A 16,736-nucleotide genomic window follows, 5' to 3' on the forward strand; every position below is an offset into this window, starting at 1 on the left:
CCGCGCGGCGCTATGCGCGACCGCCGTGGTCCTCGCCGTGGTGGTCCTCGCCGCGAAGAGCGCGTGAAGCCGGAGTTCGACCAGAAGATACTCACCATGCGCCGCGTAACCCGCGTGGTCGCTGGCGGCCGCCGCTTCAGCTTCTCCGTAGCTCTCGTCGCGGGTAACCGCAAGGGCATGGTGGGCGTAGGTCTCGGCAAGGCAGGGGACACCGCCCTCGCCATCGAGAAGGCTTTCCGTGATGCTAAGAAGAACATGGTCACTCTTCCTTTGACCAAGACTCATTCCATCCCGCACGATGTGGAGATCAAGTACGCCTCCGCGCGCGTCCTCCTCATGCCCGCTCCGGGCCGCGGTCTCATCGCTGGCGGCGCAGTGCGCGCGGTGCTTGAGTTTGCTGGCGCCAAGGATGTCGCAGGCAAGATCCTCTCGCGCAGCAAGAACGACCTTAACAACGCACGTGCTGCGGTGTTGGCTCTTTCTTCGCTTCGCCTTCGCCGCGCTAAATAACTTTTATGCAACTTCACTCCCTCAAGCGGACTCATGAGAATAAGAAGAAGCGCTACGTCGGACGCGGCGGTAAGCGTGGTAAGACCTCTGGTCGTGGTACCAAGGGTCAGCTCGCTCGCTCTGGTCGCAAGCTTCGCCCGGAACTCCGCGACATCATCAAGAAGCTCCCGAAGCTCCGCGGACGCGGCAAGAACTCCTTCAAGTCGACCGTCGTGAAGCCGGTGACGGTCACTCTCTCTGCTATCGACAAGCGCTTTGCTGCAGGGGAGGCCGTATCTCCGAAGACTCTCTCCGAGAAGAAGCTCCTCCTCCGTCTCGGCGGGAAGAATGCCACTGTGAAGGTGGTGGGTGGCACCCTCTCCAAGGCTCTCTCCTTCTCTGGTCTCTCTCTTTCCGCTTCTGCGCGCAAAGAGGTAGAATCGAAGGGCGGCTCGGTGGCTGCTTAAGCCTATGGAAACTCTCACAACCAAGTTCCGTCTCTTCCTGAGCGACTCCACGCTTCGTGCGAGGGTCCTTTTCGTACTCGGTATCCTCATCGTCTTTCGCGCGCTTGCAGCCATTCCCGTACCGGGAGTGGACGCGCTGCGCCTCGAGCAGTTCTTCAGCTCAAATCAGATCTTGGGCTTCCTCGATATCTTCTCGGGTGGCGGCCTCTCCTCTCTCTCTATTGTGATGCTCGGTGTGGGCCCCTTCATCACCGCCTCCATCATCATGCAGCTTGCTACCATGCTCTCCCCGCGCCTCAAGGCGATGTATCAGGAGGATGGGGAAGCGGGCCGCAAGCGCTTCGCTCAGTACTCCCGTCTTCTCTCTGTGCCGCTCGCGGTCATCCAGGGACTGAGCTTCTTGGTGCTCCTCGAGCGTCAGCAGATTCTCGTTTCCCTTACTCCGTTTGATTTTGTACTCAACCTCATCATCATCACCGCGGGCTCCCTCCTCCTCATGTGGCTTGGCGAGCTCGTGAGCGAGTATGGCGTAGGTAACGGCGTCTCCCTCATTATCTTCGCGGGTATCGTCTCGCAGCTCCCGACGACGGCAAGCCAACTTGCCTTCGCCTTCGACCCTTCCCAGATTCCGGTGTATCTCGGCTTCGCTGCGGTCGCTCTCCTCACTATCGCCGCAGTGGTCTCCATCACCGAAGCAGAGCGTCCTATCCCGGTGACCTACGCTCGTCGCGTGCGCGGAGCCAAGGTTTACGGTGGCATCTCTACCTACCTCCCGCTCCGTGTGAACCAGGCAGGCGTCATCCCCATCATCTTCGCGCTCTCTATCCTGCTCTTCCCGCAGATGCTCTCGAACCTGCTCTCGTATGCGGGGAATGCTACGATTAATAAGATTGGTGCTGCGGTGAGCGGTTTCTTCGCCGACCAGTGGGTCTACGGCATCGGCTATTTCGTACTCGTCTTCCTCTTCACCTACTTCTACACGGCGGTGACCTTCGACCCTGACTCCATCTCCGGCAACCTCCAGAAGAGCGGCGCCTTCGTCCCCGGAGTCCGTCCTGGCACTCCTACTTCTGAGTATCTCTCCAAGATCCTCATCCGCATCACCTTCGTCGGTGCGCTCTTCCTCGGTGTGATTGCGGTGCTCCCGCTCATCATGCAGGGTCTTACCGGCATACAGGCACTCGCCATCGGCGGCACTGCGCTCCTCATCGTCGTCTCCGTGGTCCTCGACCTCATTCGCAAGATTGACGCTCAAGTATCGATGCGGGAGTATTAGGAGCATGACTCCTCAAACTTTCCTCTTCATGGGGCGCTCCGGCTGTGGCAAGGGCACCCAGTCTAAGCTGCTCTCCGGCTATCTCACCGCGCAAGATGGGCGTTCCGTCTATCATCTCGAAGCGGGTCCCGAGTTCCGCAAATTCTTTGCAGGGGAGGGTTACCCTCACGCACTCTCTCGAAAGCTCAATGACGTGGGTGAACTCCAGCCGGAATTCCTCTCTGTCTCTATCTGGTCGAAGCTCCTCTTAGAGAATCTCAAGGAGGATCAGCATCTTATCGTGGACGGCGCCGCGCGCCGCTATCACGAATGCGGCGTGCTCGATTCTGCTTTCGAGTTCTATGGCAGGGAGACGCCCTTCGTCGTGCATGTAGACGTATCTCGCGAGTGGTCCCGCGCCCGCATGCTCGGTCGCGCGCGTTCGGACGACACTATGCTTCCTATAGAGCGCAGGCTGGAATGGTTCGAGACCGAAGTCGTGCCTGCCATGGAATTCTTCCGTGAGAATCCTAAGTATCGCTTCATCACCGTAAACGGAGAGCAGTCTATCGAAGCCGTCCACGCCGAAATCGTCGCAGCGATTGCCCCCCATTTTACTCATGGCGCTCATTAAATCCCCGGAGGAGATAGAGATACTGCGCGAAGCGGGTAAGATCCTCGCCTCCGTGGTCGAGGAAGTGAAGGGCGCCTGCCGTCCCGGCGTCTCTACGCTCGAACTCGACGCACTCACCGCTCGTCTCATGCGGGAGAGAGGCGGAGAGCCCGCGCTTGTCGGTTATCAGCCGGAGGGTGCGGATCGTCCGTATCCTGCGACGCTCTGCGTATCTGTGAACAATGAGGTCGTCCACGGAATACCGACCGCACAGCAGATTTTGAAAGAAGGGGATATTGTCGGTCTGGATACCGTTCTCAAATACAAAGGGTTGTTTATAGACATGGCGATGACGGTGGGAGTGGGGGATATCTCAGAACAGGATCAGAAGCTCATGAGAGTAACGCAAAGCGCGCTCTCTGCTGCGATCGAGGTCTGTCGCGCGGGTAATACCGTGAACGACATCGGCTGCGCCATCGAGAAGGTGGTCAAGAAGAGCGGCTTCGGCCTGGTAGAAGACCTGGGGGGCCATGGGGTTGGCCACGCTGTGCATGAAGAGCCGTACATACAGAATTACTGCGTCAAAGGATCAGGGACGAAACTGCGTCCAGGTATGGTGCTCGCGCTCGAGCCGATTGTGAATGCGGGCTCCATGCAGGTGGTTCTTGATAAGAAGGATGGCTACACCTACCGCACACGGGACGGCAAGAGAAGCGCCCACTTCGAACACAGTGTTTTGGTAACGGATGGGGATCCGGAGATACTCACGCTAGTTTAAATTTCTCATGTGGGTAAACCGCGCCTCTTGGGTGCGGTTTACGCGTATAATAGGGCGAATGGAACAAGGTTCTCCGAAATTCTCTTCGCTCGAAGAAGAAGTGCGTTATCTCCGCGCGCAGGTGGCGGAGAAGGAACGTGTCTCTTCCGGTGAGAGCAAGCCTTCCCGCGAAACACTCATCAAGAACGAGCTCTCCCTCTATGGAAAGAGCGCTCCGGAGAGTATGCTCGCTCCCGAGCGCCACATGTCCTCTGGGGAAGCCGAGGCTATCGTGCTCGACCTTGCGCCTAAGGGTACGGATGCGCAGATAGAGGAGCTCATCGTCGTCCTTCAAGAGAAGGGTCTTTTGAATGCGCTGAAGATTGTAGAGAAAGCGGGGAATCCGCTCCTTGAAGACGACTTCCATCGCTTTCTGGTCCAGTATCTGAAGAAAGGACTGCCGCTCCCAAGCGCCCCTTCCGGGAGCACTCTCTTCCAGGCGCTCCAGATGGTGCTCTACGAAGTGTCTCTCCCAGAGACGCCGGAGGGTGGGGGGAAGGAGCGACCGCTCAAGGAGCTGCTCTCCTCCATGGAGCAGTTCTATGCGGGAATGTCTGCAGTGACGAACGGGAAGGACAATAACTGGTTCGCGCTCGAAGTGGCGGTCAGCAATGATTCGAGTGGCATTGTGGTGTATGCAGCGGTACCGAGCGCAAGCGCTTCTCTCTTCGAGAAGCAGTTCCTCTCCATCTTCCCAGGGGGCAAGCTTCTGGAGCAGCCGAATGATTACAATATCTTCAGCGAACCCTCCACCGTGTCTTTTGCGGAGGGTTCTTTCGCCAACCCCGGGATACTTCCGCTCAAGATGTACGATCAGTTCGATTATGATCCGCTGAACGTTCTCCTCAACTCCTTCTCCAAGATCGCTGCTCAAGGGGAGGGGGCGGCGGTGCAGTTCATCATCGGCTCTCCGAAAATCGATTATCTCAAGAAGTATCGGAATGCTCTTCAGGACCTCGGTAAGGGCAAACCCCTTAAGCAGACTCTTGATATCCGTGAGAGCTTCGCGGGCGAGATCGCCAAGGATGTAGGGCTCAGCTTCAAGGATCTTTTCTCGAGTGCTAAGAAGAAAGAGGATAAGCCGCTTGAGATAGGGGAAAAGGAGCGCGCGGCCATGGAGGGAATCAAGCGCAAGATGGCGAGCCCTATCGTCTCGGCGAATGTCCGCCTAGTGGTCTCTGCGGGCGAGAAGGAGCGCGCAGAGACACTTCTCACCGAGCTCGAGAGCTCCTTCCATCAGTTCGAGGATACTTCTGGCAACAAGCTGCGTTTTACGCGTCTCAAGGGAAGCGCGCTCGCGAGCGCGGTGAGGGATTTCTCTTTCCGTACTTTTAGCGACAAAGCAGCTCTGCCAGTCTCTCTCAAGGAACTCTCCACGCTCTTCCACTTCCCGCCGACGGGGATCAAATCTGCTCCCGACTTGAAGCAATCCCGCACGGCTACTGCTCCTGCTCCTTCTTCCTTTGCATCCTCTGGCATCCTTCTCGGTATGAATCGACACCGTGCTACTGACACTAAGGTGATACTTGGTAAAGAGGATCGCCTGCGTCATTTCTACGCGATAGGTCAGACCGGTACGGGCAAGTCGACCCTTCTCAAGAACATGATCATTCAGGACATCCAGAACGGGGATGGTGTCTGTATGATCGACCCGCACGGAAGCGACTTGGTGGATATTCTCGCTGCCATCCCTAAAGAGCGTTACGAGGATGTGATCTATTTCGACCCGTCGCATACTGCGCGCCCCATGAGTCTCAATATGTTGGAGTACGATGAGCGCTTCCCGGAGCAGAAGACGTTCGTGGTGAACGAGCTCCTGACCATCTTCAATAAGCTTTTTGATATGAAGGTGGCAGGCGGTCCTGCGTTCGAGCAGTATTTCCGTAACAGCGCCCTTCTCGTCATGGAGCATCCAGAGTCCGGTAGTACCTTGCTTGAGATTGGGCGGGTGCTGGCGGATGCAGATTTCCGTAAGCTGAAGATGTCGCACTGCCAGAATCCGATCATCAAGCAGTTCTGGGAGAATGCGGAGCGTACCACTGGCGAGCAGTCTCTTGCCAACTTCGTACCCTACGTCACCAACAAGTTCGACGTGTTCGTGACCAACGAGATTATGCGCCCGGTCATCGCCCAGCAGCACTCCTCATTCAATTTCCGGGAGATCATGGATACTAAGAAGATCTTCCTGGTTAACCTCTCCAAGGGACGCCTGGGCGACATCAACTCCCGCCTCATCGGGCTCATCCTGGTAGGGAAGATGCTCATGGCAGCGCTCTCGCGCGTGGACTCCTTCGGTCAGGATCTGCCGCCCTTCTATCTCTATATCGACGAGTTCCAGAACATCACTACCGACTCCATTTCCACCATCCTCAGTGAGGCGCGCAAGTACAAGCTCTCGCTCACCATCGCGCATCAGTATGTGCAGCAGCTCGAGGAGGGGATCAAGAATGCGGTCTTCGGTAACGTGGGTTCGATGGCGGCTTTCCGCGTGGGTGCGCCGGACGCAGAATTCCTCGAGAAGCAGTTTGCGCCTACATTCGCTGCGCACGATATCGCGAATATCGACAATTTTAACGCGTATATAAAGATGCTGGTGAACGGGAAGCCGGAGAAGCCTTTCAATATAGAGATGATGCCGCCGTTCGCGGGAGACAAGAGTATCGTGGAGCCGCTCCGCGAGCTCTCTTATCTCAAATACGGCCGTGACCGGGAAGAGGTGGAAGAAGAGATCTTGGCGCGCTATAAGGGGGTTTAAGGACCTAGATTTGGGCAGAGAAATGGTGTAGGGTAGAGGCCTTAAACTTCTATATTTATATGGCACATCCCAAGAAGGAGCGCAGTTTCGTGATCATTAAGCCCGACGGCGTGCAGCGCGGCTTGATCGGCGAGATTATCAGACGTTTCGAGCGTGCAGGCCTCAAGCTGGTCGGCCTCAAGCTCGCGGTCCCCGACAGCGCACGTATCTGGAAGCACTACGATAAGGATGACGCGTGGTTCATCAAGAAGGGGACGAACATCGCCAAGGAACGCGCGGCTGCGGGACTCTCCACGGACAAGGAGCCGATCGAATACGGTAAGGACATCATCCGCGCGCTCGATCGCTACATGACCTCTGGCCCTGTCATCATGATGGCGTGGGAGGGGAATCAGGCGGTCGCTGTGGTCACCAAACTTACCGGCGGAACGGAGCCTGCGACCTCTGACGTGGGTACCATTCGCGGCGATTTCACCATCGACTCGTATGCCATCTCGGCGGTGGACGACCGTGCTGTGCGCAATCTCATCCATTGTTCCGATACGCCGGAGAATGCTGAGAAAGAAATCGTGCTCTGGTTCTCTCCGCAGGAACTCGTCAGCTACCGCTTGGTGCAGGATGAGATCCTCTACGACGTGAACCTCGACGGAATCCTAGAGTAAAAGGTTGACGCATTCGCGCAATGCTGTCACACAAAGGCTCGTAGCTCTGCTACGAGCCTTTGTTATAGGGATATCCTAGAATTGTGGAAAAGTCAGGGTGACAACTTTGGTTGACACTCGAGAGGAGCATCTAGATAATCAGTACAGGGTCGTCGTTAGCATATTATCCCTTAACTATTTTTTAGGGAGCCTGACTTCTATTGTCTTTGCGCCTTGGCGCGAGGCTAGGGCACCCACCTGGTTTATCCAGGGTAATATGCCGCCGATCCTAATAATCCCGCTCTCATCGTGCGCTTCAGACCTCTGGAGCCCAGGATGAGGGCGGGGTTTTATTTTTACGTACGCTATACTGATTGCATATGTCATCCTCGGTAACCTGCTGGAGCGGTATCGGTGAAGTGACCGGCTCCAATTTCGAACTCTCTGGAGATTTCGGCCGCATCCTGGTGGACTGCGGACTCATCCAAGGCTCCCGCTTCTGCGAGAAAGAGAACCTAGAGCCTTTCGCCTATGACCCTAAGGATATTGATGTACTAGTGGTGACCCACGCCCATCTCGACCATATTGGGCGTATCCCTAAGCTGGTGCGGGACGGTTTCCGTGGCCCTATCTATTCCACTGTCGAAACGCACAAGCTTGTGGAAGTCATGTTCGAGGATGCTCTTCAGATACTGACTCAGGAGGCGCAACGAGATGGTCATGCACCGCCGTACGAGAGGAAAGACGTCGTCGAGGCGCTCTCTCTCTGGAGAGGTCTCTCGTATCACGAGAAGGTGGACCTCCCGAAAAGTCTGTCCTTTCAGCTTCTCGACGCCGGGCATATCCTGGGCTCGGCCATGGTGGAGTTCTCACGGAGCGGAGTAAAGATGGTCTTCACTGGAGACCTCGGTAATTCTCCGGCGCCACTCCTCCGTTCCACGGAAGAACTCTCGGGTGTGCAGTATCTCCTCATGGAGAGCGTCTATGGCGATCGTAATCATGAGCCGCAAGAAGAGCGGGACAGGCGATTCGCGGACGCAGTCCTCTCTACGGTAAAGCGCGGTGGCACGGTGGTCATCCCGGCGTTCTCCCTGGAGCGTACGCAGAACATCCTCTTTACGCTCCACAACCTCTCTAAAGAAGGCTTGCTTCCAGAAGTGCCGGTATTCGTGGATTCCCCTCTGGCGATCAAGGTTACCGAGATATATCGGGAAGGAGGGCAGGGTTTCAGCCCTGAGACGATGCGCCAGATGCAAGAGGGCGATATCTTCTCACTTCCACGCCTCACTCTTGCGCGTACCCAGCAGGATTCCCAGGCGATTGCACGGGTGCATGGGCCGAAGATAATACTCGCGGGTTCCGGCATGTCGGCGGGCGGGCGAGTGACCCGTCACGAGAAGGAGTATCTGCCGGACCCCAAGAGCACCATCCTCCTCGTGGGGTATCAGTCGCTCGGCACTCTGGGCAGGAGCTTGGATTCCGGGGCAAGGGAGGTGGTCATCGGTGGCGAGCGCGTGCCAGTGCGCGCGACACTTCTCAATATCCGCGGATTCTCCTCGCATAAGGATTCCGAAGGCTTGGTCAGCTTCGTGGGGAAGACCGCTCCCTCACTCAAGCAAGTGTTTGTGGCGATGGGGGAGCCCAAGGCTTCGCTTTTCCTAGTACAGCGCCTCCGAGACTACCTCGACGTTCCTGCCATCTACCCCGAGCGTGGAAAAAGCTACGTAGTGGAAATTTAAATGTTACAATAGTTTTCAAATGGACCCTGCTCGTCTCGGACTTTCTCAAACTCGCTACAAGATGTGCGTCTCCGGCGCTGCGGAGACGGGGCATTGCGGACTCGACGCTTTTGATAAGGCTAAGGAGCTTGGTCGGGAGATCGCCCTTCATGGCGGCATTACCGTAACCGGCGCTACTACCGGCTTTCCGACCTGGGCCGCCATGGGTGCCAAGGAAGTCGGCGGTATATCCATAGGCTTCTCTCCTGCTTCTACTGAGAAAGAGCACGTGGACGCATATCGCTTGCCGCTTGAATACCTCGACCTCGTTGTCTACACCGGCTTCGGCTTCTCCGGTCGCAATCTCATTCTCACTCGCTCCACGGATGCGGTCTTCATCGGCTGCGGCCGTATCGGCACCATCAACGAGTTCACCATTGCCTACGAAGATCAGAAGCCTATTGGTATTCTCCGTGGCAGCTGGGAGACGGACGAGGTTATCGACGAGATCATGTCCAAGGGGTACCGCCCTAACGAGCGAGTAATCTTTGATGACGATCCGAAGCGCCTGGTGCAGAAGGTCATTGCCCTTGTGGACAAGGACAGGGGAGTGGCGGATCGTGTCTACCGGAATACGGATGTGGCAGGGGGAGCTCACGGCAATCTCATTTTGTAGCCTTGAATACAAAAACACTCCCGGCTTTTAGCCGGGAGTGTTTTTGGTTCCCCGCTTACGCGGATACCTTGTTGATGAGACGGGAGAAGCTCTCCGGGTTCTCGAGGGCGAGGGTGGCGAGGATCTTGCGGTCTACCTCGAAGCCCTTCTTCTTCATCGCGCCGATGAACTTGCTGTAAGAAATGTTGTGCGGGCGGAGAGCGGAGTTGATGCGTACCGTCCAGAGGCGGCGGAAGTCGTTCTTCTTGTCGCGGCGGTGAGCGAAGGCGTAGGCGCCGGCGTGCACGAGGGCGTCATAGGCTGCGCGCTCCTTAGTAGAGCGTCCGAAACGGAAGCCCTTCACCTTGCGGAGGACGTTCTTGCGGCCCTTGAGGGCATTTACTCCTTTTTTGACTCGAGACATAAAAGTTTAGTGAGGTGCTCTTAAAGGGAGCCGTTAAGGAAGCGGCTCTGGGACTTCGCCGTCATGACGAAGGTAGAGGAGCGCTTCTTGTTGAGCTGCGAGGAGCGGCCCTCCTTGGCGTTGAAGTGGTTCTGGCCAGCCTTCCTGACCACCAACTTGCCGTTCTTGGTGACCTTGATTCTCTTGAGATATGACTTATTGCTCTTCATATTATTTGGATCGTTCGATGACCATGGTCATCCCTTTAGGGCTCTTCTTGGCTTCTTCCGCGACCTTGTGCGCGGTGCTGATGAGACGGAGGACCCGGTCGATGCGTTCCCTGAGGAACTTAGGGTCGAGATACTTGGAGCGGCCGGGGAGGAAGAGGTCTACTTTGACCCGGTGGCCTTCGGCAAGCCATTCGGAGGCTTTCTTGGCCTTGAGCTCTAGATCGTGCTCTCCGGTGCCGATTTTAATCTGAATCTGCTTCACTTCTACCTCGTGCGCCTTGGCCTTTCCGGTACGCTCCTTCTTGTTCTGTTCGTACTGGAACTTACCATAATCGGCTATTTTTGCAACGGGCGGGACCGCCATGGGGGAGATCTCGATGAGGTCCAATCCGGAGGCTTCCGCCTCCTTGAGGGCCTGGGAGAGGGAGACTACTCCGCGGTTCTCTCCCTCCGCCCCGATGAGGCGCACTTCCGCTGAGCGGATCTGGTGGTTTATACGTGTTCTATCTTTCAAAAGGGGTCGTGTGGGTTACGCGTCTAAACGGCGAAACGTTGCGTGAGAATAGCACTAAAACAGGGGTCGGTCAACGCTTGTGCTCGCACTGCGCAGCCTTAGCGAAGCGGTGGACTTATCGGGAATCGGACCCGAGACTCGGCAATGCGAATGCCGCGTAATGCCACTTTACTATAAGCCCTTTTATTACTTCGTGGTCACGAATTTTACTGCATTCTTCGCGACGTGTGCACTCTACAAGATTCGAACTTGTGGCCTCTCCCGTGTGAAGGGAACGCTCTAACCAACTGAGCTAAGAGTGCTGATTTCGGTAGTATAAAGAAAAGGGGGGATTAGTAAAACGAAGAGGCTCTACCAGAAGGAAGCGGAGAGCCTCTCGTTCTAGTAGAGCCTTGTGCGGGTTAGATCATTCCGCGCTTTTGGTCACCGAGGGTGACGTGGGTCGGCTTGAAGGCGTCCCGGAAGATTTGGATCGCCTTGTGCGGCTTGGCGTCGCCGCACATGAACAGGTCGAGAGCGGCATAGCCCCGCTCGGGCCAGGTATGGATCGAGATGTGGGACTCCGCCAGCACAGCCACCCCGGAGATCCCGCCTGAGGGCAGGAACCGATGGAGATGGATGTGAAGCAGTGTCGCCCCCGAGACCTCGATGGCCTTGCGAAAGGCCTGGTCGATCAGCGGCTCGTCGTCGAGGCCAGTGCAGCCCCACAGGTCAAGGATGAGATGGGTGCCCGCGAAGGTCAGCCCATCCTTTGTCACGAAGTGGTCGGGTTGATCTTCGACCTTAGCCAAGGCAAGCGGTTTACCCATCTCATCTTTCCCCCTTGTTGTGCGCAGAGTGCGCGGAACTTGCTGAAAGGCAGTATATGTGTTCTGGAGAGGAATGCAAGTTTTTAGCTAGTGGGGATAACACAAAACCGCCATTAAGGGCGGTTTTGTGAGGGAACTTTTTGGTGGAGATGGGCGGAATTGAACCGCCGTGCAGATGGACCGGTAGCCTGACTCTACAACGCATAGCATCCTTTCTACGGCCGGAGCCGATTTAAGTGAATGCCTTGAAAGGGGCAAAATAACATTCACCGAGCTTCTTTATGTCGAGAGGGGCTGAAGCTTCTCCTCTCCGAGACTCACGTTATAACACCCTGACTCTAGCACAGAGACCTCGCTAGAGAGGACGTCGCTTAGGCTTTCGCGTAAGCGAACGCAAAGTTGTCAGCCGTGAAGTACGGCGAAACGACAGCATTTGCGCGCGCAACTATTGAGTTTGCACGTATTGGTTTCCAGACAATCAGGAGCGTTCCTGGAATTCTCCGCGTTGCACAGGGGAGCGGCGACACCTGTCGATGCCTAGCATCCCCGTACGAAAATAATCTATTCTCCTTTCAACGTTCTCTGCATCTCGCGATCCGTATCGCGTTTCTTGAGATCCTCGCGCTTGTCGAATTTCTTCTTGCCGCGCGCGATGGCGATCGCCATCTTGATCTTCCTCCCTTTATTATACATCGAAATTGGCACAATTGTCAATCCTTTACGGGATTCTGCGCCGAGGAGCTCTGCCAGCTCCTTCTTGTGGAGGAGGAGTCTACGCGGATGCTCTGGATCGTACTCTTTGGCGGTGTTCGCCGGTTGATATGGAGGGATGGTGGCACCCACGAGATATGCTTCGCCGCCGCGCACCACTACGTGTGCGCCTTCAAGCGAGCCCTGTTGTGCGCGTACCGACTTCACTTCAGTGCCGGAGAGCTCGATACCAGCCTCGAATTGTTCGAGGATCTCGTAATTGAGATGCGCTTTTTTGTGACGGAGGAGATCCATTTTCTTTCGTGGTTTTCTGGCTTTTTGGGGACGCGTAGATATAATGGCCTTACAGCAGCATACTAGTACACTCATGCCTCTTTTTAAAGGAAATCAGGATCAAAACGACAAGAAAGAGGGGGGACCCAAGATTCCTTCCGTGCTTCCTCCTCGCGGCGGCTTCTGGGGCAGCTTCGTCACTACTGTCCTCATCTTCTTGGCGATGCTCACCGCCTACTCCTACTTCAGTGAAAATCGCACGGCCAAGGTAGAGATTCCGCTCTCGGAAGTGGCGCGCGATATCCGGGATGGCAAGATCACCGGTATCGTGGTGCGTGGAGACACCCTCACCGCTACCTATACCGACAAGACTGAGAAGACTTCCAAGAAAGAGGCGGAGTCCGGGCTCACCGATACTCTCAAGAACTATGGCGTGCCCCAGGAGCGCCTCGACACGATCTCCATCGACGTGAAGAACCAGAGCGGCTTCAGCTTCTGGTTCCTGACTCTCACGCCCTTCCTCCTCCCGATTATCTTCATACTCTTCTTCGTCTGGTTCCTCTCGCGTCAGGTGAAGGGTGCAGGCATGCAGGCGTTCACTTTTGGCCAGTCCAAGGCGCGCATCATCGATCCTAATGACAAGAGCCAGAAGATCACCTTTAAGGATGTCGCCGGTGTGAAGGAGGCCAAGGAGGAGCTCGCAGAGATCGTGGATTTCCTGCGCAATCCTAAGAAGTTCTTGGATATCGGCGCGCGTATTCCGAAAGGAATACTTCTCATGGGTGCTCCGGGCACAGGCAAGACGCTTCTCGCGCGTGCGGTCGCGGGTGAGGCGGGCGTACCCTTCTTCTCCATCTCCGGTTCCGAGTTCGTAGAGATGTTCGTAGGTGTGGGTGCGTCTCGTGTACGCGACCTCTTCACCATGGCTAAGCGCGCAGCACCCGCTATCATCTTCGTGGATGAGATCGACGCCGTGGGCCGCGTGCGCGGCACGGGAGTGGGTGGCGGCAACGATGAGCGCGAACAGACTCTCAATCAGATCCTGGTGGAGATGGACGGCTTCGAGCCGACCGAGAAGGTTATCGTCATGGCGGCCACCAATCGTCCCGATGTGCTCGATCCGGCGCTCCTTCGTCCGGGCCGCTTCGACCGCCGGGTGATGCTTGATCTGCCGGATAGGGAAGGACGTTTAGAAATACTCAAGATTCATTCCAAGACCAAGCCATTTGCAGAAGATGTGAACCTTACCGTCATTGCAGAGCGTACGCCTGGTTTCTCTGGTGCCGATCTCTATTCCTTGATGAACGAAGGCGCTATTCTTGCTGCTCGCGAGAATCGCAAGAAGGTTTCTCAATACGACCTCATCCGCTCCATCGAGAAGGTCATGCTTGGTCCGGAACGCAAGAGCCATCTGCTCTCAATAAAGGAGAAAGAGATTACCGCCTACCACGAAGCAGGTCACGCACTCATCGCCTCGGTGCTCGCATACTCTGATCCGGTGCACAAGATTTCCATCATCTCCCGTGGTAGGGCAGCGGGCTACACGCTCAAGCTCCCGCTCGAGGATCGTAAGATGCAGTCCAAAAAAGAATTCCTCGATGACATCGCCGTCTCTCTCGGCGGGTATCTCGCGGAGCGCATGGTCTTTGGTGATCTCACCACTGGCCCCAGCAACGATCTCCAGGTACTCACTGCGCTCGCACGTGACATGGTCACTAAGTACGGCATGTCCGACAAGCTAGGGCCGGTAGCGCTCGAAGGTGAAGGCGGTCGCGTACTCTTCGGACGCGGAGTAGGGGAGAAAGATTACTCTGAGAAAGTAGCATCTGAAGTGGACGCGGAAGTTTCCAAGATAATCGACGAGGCGTATCGTCGCGGTGAAGAGATATTGAAGAAGCACAAGGGTGCGCTCGATGCGATCGCTAAGAGGCTGGTGGAAGTAGAAACCATCGAACGCGAGGACTTCGAGGATCTCCTCATTGCAAACGGCATCATGCCCAAGAAGAAGGATCCGAGGATAGATATAACGGAGGAACTTGTGGTTAGAGACTAAAGCCGGGGATTTTAAAAAGAACAACGCCCCGCCGGGTTTCTCCGGCGGGGCGTTGTGTTTGTGCGCGTGCTTGGACTCGAACCAAGGACCGGTCGTGTATAAGACGACTGCTCTAACCAACTGAGCTACACGCGCGTGACCAAATACTACTTTTTCCTATTCGAAGTGCAATATCTCCCGATACGCTTTCGCTCGCTCCCTTAGGAGGGGATAGCGGCTAAGCTCCGGATCCTTAGCCACGAGAGCTGCGGCTTCCGTGCGTGCCGCCTCCACCATCTTCAGGTTTTTGATCGCTTCCATCCCGATATCGGAAACACCCCACTGCTTGCGGCCATAGAGTTCGCCCGCGCCTCGAAGCTTCAAGTCGAGCTCTGCGAGCTCGAACCCGCTTGAAGCCGTAGCGAGCGCTTTCAGTCTCTCTTTGGTTTTCTCACTGTTGCCCTCTGCGAAGAGATAACAGTAGGCCTGATGGCTGCTGCGCATCACTCGACCTCTTAACTGGTGGAGCTGGGCGAGTCCGAAGCGCTCAGACCCTTCGATGATGATGACCGTAGCATTCGGCACGTTCACACCAACTTCCACCACCGAGGTAGCTACTAGGATATCAATCTCTTTATCCTTCAGCGCCTGCATGACCTCGTCTTTTTCCTCCGGTTTCGACTTTCCAGTAAGCGTGCCGATGTTCCATTCGGGGAAGACGTCGCGTTTCAGGCGGGCGGCTTCTGCTTTCACTGACTTGGCTTCGACCGCAGTCTCTTTCTCCGGATCAGGCTCATCTATGCGCGGGCAGATGACGTAGGCTTGCCTCCCAGCCTTTAGTTCCGCGCGCACTTTCTCATAGATCCCTTCCCGCTTATTCGGCGGCACAATCTCCGTAACGATAGGCTTCCTACCTTTGGGCAATTCATCGAGAAGAGAGAGATCCAGGTCGCCGTAGATGGTGAGAGCAAGTGTGCGCGGAATCGGAGTGGCGGTCATGGAGAGGAGGTGAGGTAGCACATCTTCTTTGCGAGCGAGCTTCTGTCTTTGTGCTGTGCCGAAGCGATGCTGCTCGTCGATGATGATGTAGGCGAGGTTCTTGAAACGCACCGTCTTCTGGATGAGTGCGTGCGTGCCTACGAGGACGGCGATCTCGCCATTCGCTACCCATTTCAACAACTGAGTGCGGGAGATATCAGTCCACGATCCAGGTTTTGATTTGGAAGGGAACTTACGACAACCGCTACCGGTGATGAGGGCGATGGAGACCGGCATGTGCCGGAAGAACTCGATGAAGGATTCGAAGAGCTGTGTGGCCAGGATTTCGGTGGGTGCCATGTAGGCCACCTGGAGTGTGCCGAAGTCTTGCCCTTGGGGACGCGTGGTCACTGCGGCATAGGCGGTGGTCGCGGCGACGGCGGTCTTTCCAGAGCCCACATCGCCCTCGAGAAGTCGCGACATAGGGCGACCGCTTTTGAAGTCAGCAAGGACGGTGGCTACGGCACGCTCCTGTGCGCCAGTTGCCTTGAAAGGGAAGCGTGCGAGGAAGGCTTCGATGTCTTTTTTCGAGGGGGCGATGGGGAAGCCGCGTTTCGAAGCATACGTATGCCGTTCCTGCTGCTTGAGCAATTGGATGCAGAAGACTTCTTCAAAGGCGAAGCGTTTACGTGCTACCAGGCTGTGGCTCTCTTCCTGTGGAGAGTGTATCCAGATGAGCGCGGTCGAGAGTGTGGGGAGGTGATATCGTGCAAGTATGTCCTGCGGTATTGGATCGCTCATGGTCTCGAGCACACCGCTCTTCAGTGCTTTCTCTACTGCGTGGAAGAACCAGTTTGAAGTGATACCTCTGCTCTCGGGGTAGGTGGGGTAGGCGAAGATGTCATCCGTCTTCTCCCCGAAGAGGGAGTCCTTGGCTTTGAGTGGAAGCTCGGGGATGCGTTCGATCTCCGGATTGAGAAGTGCGGGTGTGCCGTTCTTGGCAGACACTTTGCCACTGACGCGTACCAGCGTTCCTTCTGGGAACATCTTGGCGAGGTAGGGCTGATGGAACCAGATAGCCTTCACTACTGCGGTGCCGTCATCTATCTGCGCTTCTGCAAGTGCTACCTTGGAGCGGAAGGATTTACGTAGCTCGATGGAGCGGATGCTGCCATAGACGGTAGCCTCCTCTCCTTCAGTGAGTCCGCGCACGGAAGTAGCTTCTGCGAGGCGGTTGTATTTGGCGGGGAAGTGATAGAGGAGATCGCGTACGGTCGCGAGGCGAAGAGTGCGAAGCGCGCGCTTCTGTTCCGCGGTCAGTCGGAAGGCTGATTCGAGCGGAGTACTGCTATGCATCTCTTAAGTGTACTCGAAGA

16 protein-coding genes, 3 tRNA genes and 1 other RNA gene are annotated in these 16,736 nt (G+C 56.2%); 10 read left to right on the plus strand and 10 right to left on the minus strand.

Annotation, left to right across the window (positions count from 1 at the left end):
- Window positions 1-12 precede the first annotated feature (12 nt).
- The 9 genes from K8Q93_01560 (at window position 13) to K8Q93_01600 (ending at window position 9,431) form a co-directional block, all read left to right on the plus strand.
- Entirely contained in the window at window positions 13-510 is a 498-nt protein-coding gene (locus K8Q93_01560; GenBank protein MCE9643917.1) for a 30S ribosomal protein S5, read from the plus strand.
- 5 nt (window positions 511-515) lie between these two features.
- Window positions 516-956: an uL15 family ribosomal protein gene (locus tag K8Q93_01565; protein ID MCE9643918.1), complete on the plus strand. Its 441-nt coding sequence runs from the start codon at window positions 516-518 to the stop codon at window positions 954-956.
- Window positions 957-960: 4 nt separating this feature from the next.
- Window positions 961-2,232 (plus strand): preprotein translocase subunit SecY, encoded by a 1,272-nt coding sequence (secY, locus tag K8Q93_01570; GenBank protein MCE9643919.1) that lies wholly within the window; start codon window positions 961-963, stop codon window positions 2,230-2,232.
- A gap of 4 nt (window positions 2,233-2,236) precedes the next feature.
- Window positions 2,237-2,845: a nucleoside monophosphate kinase gene (locus tag K8Q93_01575; protein MCE9643920.1), complete on the plus strand. Its 609-nt coding sequence runs from the start codon at window positions 2,237-2,239 to the stop codon at window positions 2,843-2,845.
- Entirely contained in the window at window positions 2,832-3,602 is a 771-nt protein-coding gene (gene map / locus K8Q93_01580; protein ID MCE9643921.1) for a type I methionyl aminopeptidase, read from the plus strand. The genes K8Q93_01575 and map overlap by 14 nt, the downstream gene beginning before the upstream one ends.
- 58 nt (window positions 3,603-3,660) lie before the next feature.
- Window positions 3,661-6,396 carry a type IV secretory system conjugative DNA transfer family protein gene (locus tag K8Q93_01585; GenBank protein MCE9643922.1) on the plus strand — a complete coding sequence of 912 codons (2,736 nt, stop codon included), beginning with the start codon at window positions 3,661-3,663 and terminating at the stop codon, window positions 6,394-6,396.
- 59 nt (window positions 6,397-6,455) lie between these two features.
- The gene (locus K8Q93_01590; GenBank protein ID MCE9643923.1) at window positions 6,456-7,058 is read left to right on the plus strand and encodes a nucleoside-diphosphate kinase; all 603 of its coding nucleotides are present in this window, start codon (window positions 6,456-6,458) and stop codon (window positions 7,056-7,058) included.
- Between the two features lie 359 nt (window positions 7,059-7,417).
- Window positions 7,418-8,776, plus strand: a complete 1,359-nt coding sequence (locus K8Q93_01595; GenBank protein ID MCE9643924.1) for an MBL fold metallo-hydrolase — start codon at window positions 7,418-7,420, stop codon at window positions 8,774-8,776.
- Between the two features lie 19 nt (window positions 8,777-8,795).
- Window positions 8,796-9,431, plus strand: a complete 636-nt coding sequence (locus tag K8Q93_01600; GenBank protein MCE9643925.1) for a hypothetical protein — start codon at window positions 8,796-8,798, stop codon at window positions 9,429-9,431.
- 55 nt (window positions 9,432-9,486) lie between these two features.
- Here K8Q93_01600 and rplT read toward each other — a convergent pair whose 3' ends face one another.
- The 8 genes from rplT to smpB all read right to left on the minus strand — a co-directional run bounded on the left by rplT (window position 9,487) and on the right by smpB (window position 12,446).
- A complete protein-coding gene (rplT, locus tag K8Q93_01605; GenBank protein ID MCE9643926.1) occupies window positions 9,487-9,834 on the minus strand; it encodes a 50S ribosomal protein L20 in 348 nt (115 codons plus the stop codon).
- Window positions 9,835-9,854: 20 nt separating this feature from the next.
- Window positions 9,855-10,043 carry a 50S ribosomal protein L35 gene (locus K8Q93_01610; GenBank protein MCE9643927.1) on the minus strand — a complete coding sequence of 63 codons (189 nt, stop codon included), beginning with the start codon at window positions 10,041-10,043 and terminating at the stop codon, window positions 9,855-9,857.
- 1 nt (window position 10,044) lies between these two features.
- A complete protein-coding gene (infC, locus tag K8Q93_01615) occupies window positions 10,045-10,557 on the minus strand; it encodes a translation initiation factor IF-3 (protein MCE9643928.1) in 513 nt (170 codons plus the stop codon).
- 110 nt (window positions 10,558-10,667) lie between these two features.
- Window positions 10,668-10,738, minus strand: a tRNA-Ala gene (locus K8Q93_01620).
- Window positions 10,739-10,785: 47 nt separating this feature from the next.
- Window positions 10,786-10,859, minus strand: a tRNA-Val gene (locus K8Q93_01625).
- Between the two features lie 99 nt (window positions 10,860-10,958).
- On the minus strand, window positions 10,959-11,366 hold the full coding sequence (gene speD / locus K8Q93_01630) for an adenosylmethionine decarboxylase (GenBank protein ID MCE9643929.1): 408 nt from the start codon (window positions 11,364-11,366) through the stop codon (window positions 10,959-10,961).
- A gap of 141 nt (window positions 11,367-11,507) precedes the next feature.
- Window positions 11,508-11,914, minus strand: a transfer-messenger RNA (tmRNA) gene (gene ssrA, locus K8Q93_01635).
- Window positions 11,915-11,927: 13 nt separating this feature from the next.
- On the minus strand, window positions 11,928-12,446 hold the full coding sequence (gene smpB, locus K8Q93_01640) for an SsrA-binding protein SmpB (protein MCE9643930.1): 519 nt from the start codon (window positions 12,444-12,446) through the stop codon (window positions 11,928-11,930).
- A gap of 127 nt (window positions 12,447-12,573) precedes the next feature.
- Between smpB and ftsH the strand changes: the two genes are divergently transcribed.
- Window positions 12,574-14,403 (plus strand): ATP-dependent zinc metalloprotease FtsH, encoded by a 1,830-nt coding sequence (gene ftsH / locus K8Q93_01645; GenBank protein MCE9643931.1) that lies wholly within the window; start codon window positions 12,574-12,576, stop codon window positions 14,401-14,403.
- A gap of 61 nt (window positions 14,404-14,464) precedes the next feature.
- Here the strand turns inward: ftsH and K8Q93_01650 are convergent.
- Window positions 14,465-14,538: transfer RNA gene (locus tag K8Q93_01650), tRNA-Ile, on the minus strand.
- A gap of 21 nt (window positions 14,539-14,559) precedes the next feature.
- Window positions 14,560-16,716 carry an ATP-dependent DNA helicase RecG gene (gene recG, locus K8Q93_01655; protein ID MCE9643932.1) on the minus strand — a complete coding sequence of 719 codons (2,157 nt, stop codon included), beginning with the start codon at window positions 16,714-16,716 and terminating at the stop codon, window positions 14,560-14,562.
- Between the last annotated feature and the right edge of the window lie 20 nt (window positions 16,717-16,736).

The sequence above is a fragment of the Candidatus Parcubacteria bacterium genome, from assembly GCA_021414235.1.
GTDB lineage: Bacteria > Patescibacteriota > Minisyncoccia > Phycocordibacterales > JAKFXT01 > JAIOOV01.

Excerpts from the sequence above, each read along its gene's own strand:
- ftsH (MCE9643931.1), top strand. The coding sequence starts at position 12,574 with ATGCTCACCGCCTACTCCTACTTCAGTGAAAATCGCACGGCCAAGGTA.
- K8Q93_01595 (MCE9643924.1), top strand. The coding sequence starts at position 7,418 with ATGTCATCCTCGGTAACCTGCTGGAGCGGTATCGGTGAAGTGACCGGC.
- K8Q93_01590 (MCE9643923.1), top strand. The coding sequence starts at position 6,456 with ATGGCACATCCCAAGAAGGAGCGCAGTTTCGTGATCATTAAGCCCGAC.
- K8Q93_01575 (MCE9643920.1), top strand. The coding sequence starts at position 2,237 with ATGACTCCTCAAACTTTCCTCTTCATGGGGCGCTCCGGCTGTGGCAAG.
- K8Q93_01585 (MCE9643922.1), top strand. The coding sequence starts at position 3,661 with ATGGAACAAGGTTCTCCGAAATTCTCTTCGCTCGAAGAAGAAGTGCGT.
- secY (MCE9643919.1), top strand. The coding sequence starts at position 961 with ATGGAAACTCTCACAACCAAGTTCCGTCTCTTCCTGAGCGACTCCACG.
- K8Q93_01610 (MCE9643927.1), bottom strand. The coding sequence starts at position 10,043 with ATGAAGAGCAATAAGTCATATCTCAAGAGAATCAAGGTCACCAAGAAC.
- map (MCE9643921.1), top strand. The coding sequence starts at position 2,832 with ATGGCGCTCATTAAATCCCCGGAGGAGATAGAGATACTGCGCGAAGCG.
- recG (MCE9643932.1), bottom strand. The coding sequence starts at position 16,716 with ATGCATAGCAGTACTCCGCTCGAATCAGCCTTCCGACTGACCGCGGAA.
- K8Q93_01600 (MCE9643925.1), top strand. The coding sequence starts at position 8,796 with ATGGACCCTGCTCGTCTCGGACTTTCTCAAACTCGCTACAAGATGTGC.
- speD (MCE9643929.1), bottom strand. The coding sequence starts at position 11,366 with ATGGGTAAACCGCTTGCCTTGGCTAAGGTCGAAGATCAACCCGACCAC.
- K8Q93_01560 (MCE9643917.1), top strand. The coding sequence starts at position 13 with ATGCGCGACCGCCGTGGTCCTCGCCGTGGTGGTCCTCGCCGCGAAGAG.
- smpB (MCE9643930.1), bottom strand. The coding sequence starts at position 12,446 with ATGAGTGTACTAGTATGCTGCTGTAAGGCCATTATATCTACGCGTCCC.
- K8Q93_01565 (MCE9643918.1), top strand. The coding sequence starts at position 516 with ATGCAACTTCACTCCCTCAAGCGGACTCATGAGAATAAGAAGAAGCGC.
- rplT (MCE9643926.1), bottom strand. The coding sequence starts at position 9,834 with ATGTCTCGAGTCAAAAAAGGAGTAAATGCCCTCAAGGGCCGCAAGAAC.